Below are 10442 nucleotides of genomic sequence, written 5' to 3'. Positions count from 1 at the left end.
GCGAGGGGGAGGTCGCGTACGAGCTGCCACAGGTCCGCGAGCCGGTCCTCGTCGTCGAGCCACCCGGCGAGGTGCGTCAACGCCGCGTCCGTCAGCCCTTCGACCCGCCGCGCCCGCTCCTCGCCGCCGGCCGCCCCGAGCACCACCTCCGCCAGCCCCGGCCCGGCGGTCCAGCGCGCCGTGCGGGCCTGCGTGTCGGGCGGCTGGTCGGTGTGGAGAAGAAAGGCGGTGCGGCGGGCGGGGTCGCCGTGGGAGGGGGCGAAGCGGTGGGTGACGCACCAGCGGAGGAGTCCCCCGCGGTGTTCGAGGGCGTACGCGCACAGTTCGCCGACGAAGTCGGCCAGGTCGGAGAGGGCGCCAAGACCGGGGTCTTCGGCCTCCTCGGCGCTGCCGGGCACGGGCGAGCGTTCGCGCAGGGCGAGGATCCGTTCCCGTGCGACCGCCGAGAGGGGGTGTTCGTCCGCGTAACCGGCGGCCTCGATGAGCGCCTGCCGCGTCGGCGGGTGGGCCGGCAACCGCGCGGTGTCCGGCTCCACCACCACGCGGCTCAGCGCCCGCCTGTCCGGGGAAGGGGCCTCGCGCCCCCAGCGGGTCAGGGCGGGCAGCAGGCGGCTGCGGGGCCCGCGCCACTGCCCACCCGGCGGTACGCGATGGAGGAACGCCTCCCAGAGCACGTCCAGTTGGCCCGCGGGCGGCGGGGAGGGACGGCTCAGCAGGATGTCGAACAGCCGCTCGTCCGTCACGACCGGCGCGACGTCGGGGTGGCCGTCGGAAAGCACCTGGGGCCACAGCCTGTTCGTCGCCCAGGTGTCCGCGGTGCGGCACAGCTCGACGGCGGCGTTCCGAACGTCCTCGTCGGGGTCGTTGAGGAGCATGAGCGCGTACGAGGCCCAGCCCCGCCCGGCGGCACGCAGTTGCTCGGGCCCGTGCAACGCGGCCGTACGCAGCCGCCCGACGGGGTGCGTGGACAGCGCGCGGGTGTCGATGACGGTCTGCCGCAGCGCGGGGTCGAGGGTGGCGACCCACCGGTCGGCGATGACGCCCCCGGCCTCGTTCGTACGCGGGTGCGCCGAGTCGCGCGCGACGCGGACCAGCACCGCCAACGCCTCCGGCTCCCCGTCCAGCGCCTTCTTCGCCAACCGGTACCACGCCCGCCAGGCACGTCCCCGGGTCTCGGACGGGCTCCCGGCACGCCGCAACAACCGCTCGGCCCGCCGCGCAGCCCACGACTGCCCGCGCCCCTCCGCCGTCCCGTCCAAAGCCGCCCCCTGGCTGCCGCGCACGCTTGCCACCAGTCTCCCGCAGGACGACGGCCCCCGCCGAGGTGGTGGCGGGGGCCGGTGGAAGGGAGAGGGGGCTGCGGTCAGATGGCGCCGAACTCGTTGCGCTGGACGGCGGTGATGAAGGAGGTCCAGGCGGTGGGTTCGAAGGTGAGGGCGGGGCCGTGGGGGTCTTTGCTGTCACGGACCGGAACAACACCTGAGGTGACGTAGGCGGGAGCCCATTCGACACAACTGCCCCCGCCATTTCCGCTGTAGCTCGACTTGACCCACTCCGCGCGGGAGAGGTCAGGCGTGGTGCTCATGTCGGAAGTACCTCCATGACGGACCGGATAAAGGCCGCCGAATCAGCCGGCGACAGGGCACTCGCCCTAACCAGATCGTATACCCGCTGCCGTTCGATGACGCTTTCCAGATCTTCGTTCAACGTGCCTGTGGTGATGCTCTCTTCGTAGGCGACTCGCGTCCCGCTTTCGGAGGTCATCATGGTGAGAGTCCCTCCGGCCAACGGATGTCCCCCAAGGGCGAACGGGATGACCTGAACCATCGTCTTCTGGGTCAGCGTCAGCTTCGCGAGGTGCGTGAGCTGGGCTCGCATCACTTCTGGCTCACCGAAGCCCCGGCGGAGTGCCGCCTCGTCCAGCACCGCCGAGTAATCCAGCAGCGTCTCGGAGGCAAGCACCGACTGCCGACTCAGTCGAGCGGTGACCAGTTCCTCGATCCTGTCCTCCGGCGCCCAGGGGTTGGCCTGCTTGAACTGGGCACGCGCATAGCCCTCCGTCTGCAGAATCCCGGGCACGATCTGACCGCCGTACTCCCCGATTACCTGTGCACGCGCCTCAAGTTCCATACGGCGCTTGAACTGGTCGGGATGAATCTCCCGCGCAGCGATCCGGTACAGCTCCTGGAAGATCCCGTCCGTGCCGAACGCGGCGTCCAGCCGCGGCGGCAGATCCGGCGGCGGCATCGCTTGCGCCGTCTCGATGCGGGCCAGGTGGCTGCGGCTGATGTTCACGACGTCGTTCAGCGCTTCGAGGCTCATGCCCGCGCGCATGCGGTGGGAGCGCATCTTCGCGCCGAAGAGGTGTCGGGCGCTGCGGTCGGGGGTCAGTTCGCGGGGGCGTGCGGCCATGGTGCGACTCCAGTCTCTCCAGCGAGGGCGGGGGACAGAAAGACCTGTTGCTCACAGGAACGGAGGGCAACTCTGTACTTACGCAACGTAGTAGATCCCCGGTCAGGGCATCGGACGAACTGACGAATCGGCAGGCGTGGGGGGACGGACGGGGACCACGACTCAGCTCCACCCGGAACGAGGTAAGGACCATGACCACGCAGTCGCGGATGTTCGCACGGAGTGCCCGTTCGGTCGGCAGGGCACGCGAGTTCGTCGCCGGTGTGGCGGACGCGGGCGATCGGGCGGACGACATCGGGGTGTGCGTCTCGGAGCTGGCGACCAACGCGCTACGGCATACGCCCGTGGGCCGCCGGTTCCTCGTGCGGGTGGTGGCGCAGCCGCACGTCGTTCAGGTGGAGGTGCACGACGCCGGGGAGGGGGAGCCCCATGTGTGCGCCCCCGCGGATACGGACGACCGGGGCCGGGGGTTACTTCTGGTCGAGGCCCTGGCCGACGACTGGGGCACCTCACCCCGCAACGGCCCGGGGAAGGCCGTCTGGGCCACGTTCAAGGTCCCGGTCACGGAACCAACCCCCCATCTCCCCTCACACCCACCCAAGGGTACGCGCCCGCTCTGACAAACGATCACGCCACGTGCTGTCACGGCTGCATACCGAAGTCCCCAGCCCTACCCGCTGATCTACGGCTGCGGGCATCCTCGGCGTACGGGATGGGCGAAGGGCGGAGAGGGCTGCGGGCGTGCGTAGGCATGTGGGGCGGGGTCGGTGGCGGTGGATGCTCGCCCGGCTGCTGTGGGCGCCGGTCTGCGGCCTCGCGGCGGGTGGGATTGCGTGGGCAGTCGTACGGGTCGGGCTGGAGACGGCGGATCAGCTCTCCAGTGTGGTCGGCGGGGCCGCCGGCCTGGTCGGTCTCGCCGTCTCGCTGCTCGCGCTCCGGTCCCCTACTCCCGCCCTTCCCACGTCAGTGGGTGGTGGTGGAGCGGGCGGGCGTTGGGTGACGGAAGCCGCCGCCCACGCCTCCTACCGCGCTCCCGCCGTTCCGGCCCCTGTACGTGGCCGCGACAGCCAACTCGCCGACATCCGGCAGATGGCGACCGGTCGGGACGGCGGACTCGCCGTGGTCTGCGGGACGGGAGGGCTGGGCAAGACCACCCTTGCCGCGCAGGCCGCCCGGCAGGCCGAGGCACAGGGACGGGCGGTGTTCTGGGTGCGGTGGCAGGACGATGCCGCCCGTCTCGCCCATGACCTAACACGTGTCGTCAAAGAACTGGGGCTCGCCGAAACCCGTCTTCATGACGCCCAGAGCGGCCAGGCCGCGCTTGTCGACGTGGTGTGGGAGCACTTGGCGGCGGTACGGGGGTGGGTGATCGTGATCGACAACGTCGACACCCCTCGCAGCCTCGGCCCCGGCAGTGAGCCGCCCGGTGCGTACCGGGGGTGGGTACGCCCTGACGGCGCCGGTCTCCTGCTGGTCACCACCCGCGACGGCGCGCCCGACACCTGGGGGCCGAGAGCCCGCCTGGTCCCCCTCGACCCCTTGGCTTACGACGCTTCCGGCCAGGTGCTACGTGATGCCGCACCCGACGCCGGCACCGCGGCGGAGGCCGCCGCACTCGGGGAACGCCTCGGCGGGCTGCCCCTCGCCCTGGAGACCGCGGGCCGCTACCTCGCCAACCCGACCAGCCGCTACCGCACCTTCACCGCCTACCGGCACGCCCTTGACGAAGAGTTCGGTGACCTGGTCGGCGCCGAACATCCGCAGGCGGCCGATCCGGAAGTCGCGCGCACTGTGGTGCGGCACACCTTCGACCTCTCCCTCACGCAACTCCACAGCGAGGGCTACACCCTGGCCCGCCCCACCCTGTACCTCCTCGCGCTCCTGGCGCCCTCGCCCGTTCCGCGCGCTCTTCTCACCCCCGCCCTGCTCACGGACGCCACCGGGCACACCGTCACCGCAGCAGAACTCGACGCCGCCCTCGCGGGGCTCCACCAGTACGGCCTGATCAACACCCCGGCCGTGCTGCCGTCCGGTGGCGGTGGCGGTGGCGGGGGAACCCTCACGGTCGGGCAGGTCGTGCTGCACCCCGTGGTCCACGACGTCATCGCGCTCAACACGCCTCCCGGCACCGATCGCACCAGCTGCTACGCCGCGCTTGACGCCCACCTCACCCGAACCGTCCACGACACCACCGGCGTGGGCCGCGCCGGCTGGCCCACAGCCCGCCTCCTCGCCGCGCACCTTCCGCCTCTCCTCGGCCGCACATCAGGCGCCGACTTCACCGCCATTCGCGAACTGCTTGACAGCCTCGCCGTCACCCTTCATGACGCGGGTGCCGCAGCTGAGGAACACCTTCTGCGCCGGTGCGTCCTGGATGCCGAGAGCCAGCACCTGGGCCTGGACCACCTCCACACCTTCGCCAGCCGCAACAATCTCGCCAACGCCCTGCACGCGCTTGGCCGCCATCAGGAGGCGGAGCACCTCCACCAGCAGGCCCTCACCGACCGCGAGCGCGTCCTGGGCCCGGATCACCCCCACACCCTCAACAGCCGCAACAATCTCGCCACCGCCTTGGCCGCGCTTGGCCGCCATCAGGAGGCCGAGCACCTCCACCAACAGATCCTCGCCGACCGCGAGCGCGTTCTGGGCCCAGACCACCCCGCTACCCTCAACAGCCGCAACAACCTTGCCAAGGCCCTGGACGCGCTTGGCCGTCACCCGGAGGCCGCCGACCTCCACGAGCAGACCCTTATCGACCGCGAGCGCGTCTTGGGCCCGGATCACCCCCACACCCTCAACAGCCGCAACAATCTCGCCATCGCCTTGGCCGCGCTTGGCCGTCACCGGGAGGCCGCCGACCTCCACGAGCAGACCCTCACCGACCGCGAGCGCGTTCTGGGCCGGGATCACCCCCACACCCTCGCCAGCCGCAGCAACCTGGCGGAGATACGGGCCGCAGCCGCGCGTGCCCAACGGCGCCGATGGCCGTGGCAGCGCACCCGCCCCTGACCCGGCACCAGGGTACGGACTTGGCGGCGACGTGGCTCGTCCGACCCGTGCGTGGACCGTCGTCCGGGTGTCGGCGAAGGGAGTAGCGGTGTCGTTGGGGCTCCCCCCGGGCCACCCCGCTTGTCGATTGTCGGGCCTCCGCCCGGCGTCAAGGGCGTCCCCTCCGCTTCGCTCCGGGAACGTCGCTGCGCGATGGGGCTTCGCCCCACCCTTGACCCCGGACTCCGGCCCGCGACAGACCGGCAGCTAAGGGTGGCCCAGGGGGAGCGGGCACCCGAACGCTGTGCCTACGGATGCAGACCCCCGCGGACGGGGGCCGGACCACCGGAGCCGGATCTGCCCGATCGCCGAGGCGTCCCCGCGGACGGGGGGCGAACTGCCGGGAGTTGGCCCGCCCGATCGCCGAGATGCCCCGGCGCCCGGGGGCCGCATCACCGGCGCCGGGCCCACTCCGATTGCCGACGTGCCCCGACGGACTGGGCCCGCCGCCGGAGCCCGGTCCACCCCGGTCGCGGGCAGGCCCCGGCGGCCCCGGGGTTGGCCACCGGAGTCCGGCCCCCGTCCCCGGCGCCGCGGTGCCCCGTCGGCCGGGTCTTCCCGTCCGCACCGGAGTCCCCCTCCGTCGCCGCCGCCCACGCCGCCCGGGTCTCCCCGGCACCGGTCCTCCCCCGTCGCGGGCGCCCCCTCGCTGCCCGCGGTCCGGCCGCCCGCGCCCGTAGCGGACGAATCCGGTCGTAACTTGCGGTAACCCCTCCCGTGAATCGGGGCAAAGCGGGCCTGAGGGCTGACTTTTGCTCGCTCGCGTGCATCCTCACTGTCCGAGTCTCGATTTCCCGGGATGTGCGTTGGTGGTGTGAAGTCTCGGCGGCCTGCCCCCTTCAAATCTGCCCAAAACGCCCACCCGCGCCGGGTTTCGCCCGTACTTCGCCCGCCCGGCACCGCCCCCTTTACGTCCCAGGTAATCGCCCCGCCCCCGTCGCCGCGGGCAAGCTTGCGATCTCCCCGCGGCATCGAGACGCGGACCGAACGCAAAGAGGTATCCGTGTCCACCACCACCCGGGCCGTCGTTCAGGAGCTGCTGCGCAGGATCGGCGACGGCGATCCCGAGCGCATCGCCGAGCTGTACGCCGACGGGGCCGACTGGAAGCTCGACTGGCCCGAAGCCGAGCACGGCCGCCCCGCCACACCCTGGATCCGGCACCGTTCCACCCGGGCCGATGCCGCCGACCACTACCGCCTGCTTGCCGAGTACCACGTGCCGGAGCAGGTGGCGACCACCGTCGAGCGCATTCTCGTCGACGGCGACGACGCCGCCGTGCTCGGGGAGATCCGTCAGACCGCCCGGTCCACCGGGCGTCCGTACCGCGCGCGGTTCGCCCTTCATCTCACCGTCGAGGGCGGGCTCGTCACCCGCCACCACGTCTACGAGGACAGCCTCGCCGTCGCCCAGGCGTTCGACGCCGACCGCGCGTGAACGTCACCGGGTCCGCGTGGCGGTGGCGGTACGGCCCAGCAGCGTCGCTATGAGGACCGCGCCGAGCGTGAGGAGTCCGGCGGCTGCGGTGAGCGCGAGGGCGAAGCCTTCCGTGGCCGCGTGCGGCGGGTCGTGGTCTGCGGCCAGCGCGTCGCGGCGGCGGGTCGCCAGGGCGACGAGGACCGCCACCCCTATCGCCCCTCCGACCTGCTGTACGGAGCTGAGCACGGCCGAGCCGAGTCCCGCGTTCTCCTCGGTGGTGCCCGTGAGCGCCGCCACCGTCAGGGCGGGCAGGCTCAGTCCGCATCCGAGGCTCGTGACGAGCATGCCCGGCAGTACGCCGGAGGCGTAGCCGTCGCTCGGTGCCACGCCGGACAGCAGCAGCATCCCGGCCGCGGTGATCAGGAACGACGCGACGAGGGCCGGTCGGGTGCCGAGCCTCTGCACCGCTCGGGCGGAGAGCCACATTCCCGCCAGGATGCCCGCGCCGTACGGCAGGTAGGCGACGCCGGCGGTGAGCGGGTCGTAGCCCAGCACGGTCTGCAGGTGCACCATCAGCAGGAATGCCATCGCGTACATGGCGGCGGAGAACAGCAGGGTCGTCCCGTTCGCTACGGCACGGAGGCGGAAGGACAGGAACGCCAACGGCACCAGCGGCTCGGCGGTCCTGGATTCGACGGCTACGAAGGCGACGGCCAGGAGTACCGCGAGGACCAGGGGTCCGGCCGCGGAGGTGTCGGTCCAGCTCGACTCGCCGGTTTGGAGCAGTCCGTAGACCAGGGACACGACGGCACCGGTGCCCAGGACCGCACCGGGGACGTCGAGACGTACCGTGCGCGCGGCCCGGCTCTCGGGGACCAGGCGCGGCAGCAGCACGATGGCCGCCACGGCCACCGGCAGGTTGATCAGGAAGATCCAGCGCCAGGACGCCAGGCCGGTCAGCGCACCGGAGATCACCAGGCCCGCCGTGCCGCCCAGACCCGCTATCCCGCCCCAGATGCCGAACGCCCTTGCCCGCTCCCGGGGCCCCGGGTAGAGGAGCGCGATCAGCGCCAGCGCGGCCGGGCTGGCCATGGCCGCGCCCGCGCCCTGCACGAACCGTCCCGCCACCAGCTGCCACGGCTCCTGCGCCAGCCCGCAGACCAGGCTGGCCGCGCCGAACAGCGCAACGCCGGTCAGGAAGACGCGCCTGCGGCCCAGCAGGTCCGCCATGCGGCCGAAGAGCAGCAGCAGCCCGCCGAAGGCGAGGAAGTAGGAGTTGACGACCCAGGCCAGGCCCGCGGTGCCGAAGCCGAGGTCGTCGCACAGGCTGGGGAGCGCGACGCTCACCACGTTGTCGTCCAGGACGAGCATGAACTGTACGAAGCACAGGACCACCAGCGCCGCTCCGCGGCGTCCGACGGCCTCGGCTCCGGCTCCGGCCGTGGTTGTGGTCGTGGTCGGTGTCGACTTCATGAGCGGCGGCCCGTTTCCGTGGACGGGGCGTCGGCTGTGCGGTGGCGCCCGTGGCGCGGCTGATCGGTGGGCATGGTCACGACGCTATGCAGCCGCCGCGTCGGCCGCGATGCGCTACAGGGCCAGGTCGTATCGCGTTGGGGACATACGCTGGGCACATGACCGACGCCGTCTTCGGAGCCGTCCCGGTCGGCGTGGGTGCCATCGTCGTCGGGACCTTCCCGCTGGCGTCCGGGCAGTGGTTCGTTCCGCACAGCCACCCGCACCACCAGTTGGCCTGGGCGCGGCGCGGTGTGCTCGGCGTCGCCGTCGGCGACGCCTACTGGGTCCTGCCGCGTACGCGGGCGCTGTGGCTGCCCGCGGGGGTCGTCCACCGCACCGGGGCGACGCGCGACGCGGTGCTGTGCAGCCTGTACTTCGCACCCGACCGGTGCGACCTGGACTGGACGGAACCCACGCCGGTCGGCATCGACGGGCTGCTGGCCCACCTCATCGCGTACCTCGGCGACGAGGACCTTCCCGACGGCGCGCGGCTGCGGGCCGAGTCGGTCGTCCTGGATCTGCTGCGCCCTCTGCCGGCCACACCCATCGACGTACCGAACCCCTCCGACGACCGCGTACGCGCCGTGGCCGACGCGCTGCTCGCCGACCCCGCGGATCCCCGGAGCCTGGAGGCGCACGCGCGGGACGTCGGGGTGAGCCGGCGGACTCTGACCCGGCTGTTCGTCCACGACACCGGCATGAACTTCGACCGCTGGCGCACCCATGTGCGGCTGCGCGCCGCCCTCCCGCTGCTCGCCGAGGGACAGCCCGTCTCCCGGGTCGCGCACGCCGTGGGGTACGCGACGCCGAGCGCCTTCCTGGCGGCGTTCCGCCGCACGGTCGGCACGTCCCCCGGCCGCTACCTGGGCGGCGGCGCCTCGTTCGACGCACCCGGCGGGGGCGGGCGGGCGGCCCCGTGATCCGGCGTTGTCAGAGCGGGCGCATACCCTTGGGTGGGTGTGCGGGGATGTGGGATGTGGGTGGATTGTCGGAGCAGGCGCCTACCTTTGGGTGGGTGTGCGGGGGTGTTCCGGGGGTCGGCTACGGCTTGAAGTACTCCGACATCATGCCGCTCACCCACTCCGGCTGACGCACCTCCGCCGGGCGGAACTCCGCCATCACCGGCTTCAGGTCCACGACCGGCGTCCCCGACACCGCGTCGAGTCCCACCACGGTCAGCTCCCGCCCCTCGACCGACTCGATGGCGCAGCACGTCACCCCGATCCGGTTCGGTCTTCGCGGGCCGCGGCCCGCGAAGACGCCCATGGGCGGGAGGTCGGCGCGGCCCCGGTAGGGGCGGGGTTCGCGGAAGTCGTCGTCGGCCGCCGCCGGGAACCGGTCGAAGAGGAAGAGGACCTCCACGTGGGAGAAACCCTCCAGGCCCGTCAGGCAGTCCTCGCCGAAGCGTTCGTCGACGGTGATCGTGCTGCGTACGGCACCCCAGTTGTCCGTGTTCTGGATGTCCGTCCGGTCGTTGCTGACCGTGCCGACCGGTGTGATCTCGAAGCTGCGCATGACCCGAGGCTATCCCCGCCCTACCGCGCCCCACCCCACCCCGTCAGCCGTCCCGGTCCACCCAGAACGACGGGCAGCGCACGCCCTTCTCCTGCGCCTTGTCCAGCGCCCGGAGGCGCTCGCCGCGGATGGTCTCCAGGTCGAGCATCGGATTCCCCGGCACCCTGCGGTAGTACGTGATCGACTCCTGCCCCAGGTCCTCCACCAGCAGCCGCTCGCCGCGGGCGAAGGGCTTCTCGTCGTTCCACTCCTCCGGGTCCGGGATCCGCACCGTCACCCGGCTCTCCGCCGACGGGGGCGTGTGCCAGCGGACACCGGTCAGCGTGACCTCCACCCACGGGAACGCGTCCGGGGGGTGCGGCACCTTCTCCACGTCGGCCACCGTGCCCTCCAGGAGGCGCTTCGTGCACGCGGCGCTCTCCAGCAGCGTCAGGCCCTTGCCGTCCGCGTCGGAGCCGCCCCCCGCTCCGCCCTTCGCGGTGCGGTCCGTCTGCGCGCCGCCGATCGCCGTGTACGCGAGGAAGCAGAACGCCGC

The 10442-nt window shown here is 72.4% G+C and carries 9 protein-coding genes and 1 pseudogene; 4 read left to right on the top strand and 6 right to left on the bottom strand.

The window, feature by feature from the left end; translation table 11 throughout:
• From H5J30_RS08340 to H5J30_RS08330, 3 genes and pseudogenes are all read right to left on the bottom strand, one after another.
• A pseudogene (locus tag H5J30_RS08340) lies at window positions 1–1139 on the bottom strand (hypothetical protein); the annotation flags it as partial.
• A gap of 224 nt (window positions 1140–1363) precedes the next feature.
• A complete protein-coding gene (locus H5J30_RS08335) occupies window positions 1364–1585 on the bottom strand; it encodes a DUF397 domain-containing protein (protein ID WP_181786542.1) in 222 nt (73 codons plus the stop codon).
• On the bottom strand, window positions 1582–2412 hold the full coding sequence (locus H5J30_RS08330; protein ID WP_181786540.1) for a helix-turn-helix domain-containing protein: 831 nt from the start codon (window positions 2410–2412) through the stop codon (window positions 1582–1584). Before H5J30_RS08330 ends, H5J30_RS08335 begins: the two co-directional genes overlap by 4 nt.
• Window positions 2413–2603: 191 nt before the next feature.
• Here H5J30_RS08330 and H5J30_RS08325 point away from each other — a divergent pair, with 191 nt between their 5' ends.
• The 3 genes from H5J30_RS08325 (at window position 2604) to H5J30_RS08315 (ending at window position 6895) form a co-directional block, all read left to right on the top strand.
• The gene (locus H5J30_RS08325; protein ID WP_181786538.1) at window positions 2604–3032 is read left to right on the top strand and encodes an ATP-binding protein; all 429 of its coding nucleotides are present in this window, start codon (window positions 2604–2606) and stop codon (window positions 3030–3032) included.
• A gap of 157 nt (window positions 3033–3189) precedes the next feature.
• Complete coding sequence (locus H5J30_RS08320) at window positions 3190–5421, top strand: tetratricopeptide repeat protein (RefSeq protein ID WP_181786536.1); 2232 nt, start codon at window positions 3190–3192, stop codon at window positions 5419–5421.
• Between the two features lie 1042 nt (window positions 5422–6463).
• On the top strand, window positions 6464–6895 hold the full coding sequence (locus H5J30_RS08315; protein WP_181786534.1) for a nuclear transport factor 2 family protein: 432 nt from the start codon (window positions 6464–6466) through the stop codon (window positions 6893–6895).
• A gap of 3 nt (window positions 6896–6898) precedes the next feature.
• Here H5J30_RS08315 and H5J30_RS08310 read toward each other — a convergent pair whose 3' ends face one another.
• Window positions 6899–8350 (bottom strand): MFS transporter, encoded by a 1452-nt coding sequence (locus H5J30_RS08310; protein WP_181786532.1) that lies wholly within the window; start codon window positions 8348–8350, stop codon window positions 6899–6901.
• 158 nt (window positions 8351–8508) lie between these two features.
• Here H5J30_RS08310 and H5J30_RS08305 point away from each other — a divergent pair, with 158 nt between their 5' ends.
• The gene (locus H5J30_RS08305) at window positions 8509–9312 is read left to right on the top strand and encodes a helix-turn-helix domain-containing protein (protein ID WP_181786531.1); all 804 of its coding nucleotides are present in this window, start codon (window positions 8509–8511) and stop codon (window positions 9310–9312) included.
• A 121-nt stretch (window positions 9313–9433) separates the two neighbouring features.
• Here H5J30_RS08305 and H5J30_RS08300 read toward each other — a convergent pair whose 3' ends face one another.
• Window positions 9434–9907 carry an SAM-dependent methyltransferase gene (locus tag H5J30_RS08300; RefSeq protein ID WP_181786529.1) on the bottom strand — a complete coding sequence of 158 codons (474 nt, stop codon included), beginning with the start codon at window positions 9905–9907 and terminating at the stop codon, window positions 9434–9436.
• Between the two features lie 43 nt (window positions 9908–9950).
• On the bottom strand, window positions 9951–10442 hold a 492-nt coding region (locus H5J30_RS08295), incomplete at its 5' end, for a hypothetical protein (RefSeq protein ID WP_181786527.1).

This window comes from Streptomyces phytophilus (genome assembly GCF_013870535.1).
GTDB lineage: Bacteria > Actinomycetota > Actinomycetes > Streptomycetales > Streptomycetaceae > Streptomyces > Streptomyces phytophilus.
Note: the sequence above shows the minus strand (reverse complement) of the source record. Positions and strands in the feature narration are given on the sequence as shown.

What these genes read in the sequence shown, in the direction of transcription:
- H5J30_RS08335 (WP_181786542.1), bottom strand. Translation starts at nt 1,585, where the DNA reads ATGAGCACCACGCCTGACCTCTCCCGCGCGGAGTGGGTCAAGTCGAGC.
- H5J30_RS08330 (WP_181786540.1), bottom strand. Translation starts at nt 2,412, where the DNA reads ATGGCCGCACGCCCCCGCGAACTGACCCCCGACCGCAGCGCCCGACAC.
- H5J30_RS08325 (WP_181786538.1), top strand. Translation starts at nt 2,604, where the DNA reads ATGACCACGCAGTCGCGGATGTTCGCACGGAGTGCCCGTTCGGTCGGC.
- H5J30_RS08320 (WP_181786536.1), top strand. Translation starts at nt 3,190, where the DNA reads ATGCTCGCCCGGCTGCTGTGGGCGCCGGTCTGCGGCCTCGCGGCGGGT.
- H5J30_RS08310 (WP_181786532.1), bottom strand. Translation starts at nt 8,350, where the DNA reads ATGAAGTCGACACCGACCACGACCACAACCACGGCCGGAGCCGGAGCC.
- H5J30_RS08305 (WP_181786531.1), top strand. Translation starts at nt 8,509, where the DNA reads ATGACCGACGCCGTCTTCGGAGCCGTCCCGGTCGGCGTGGGTGCCATC.
- H5J30_RS08300 (WP_181786529.1), bottom strand. Translation starts at nt 9,907, where the DNA reads ATGCGCAGCTTCGAGATCACACCGGTCGGCACGGTCAGCAACGACCGG.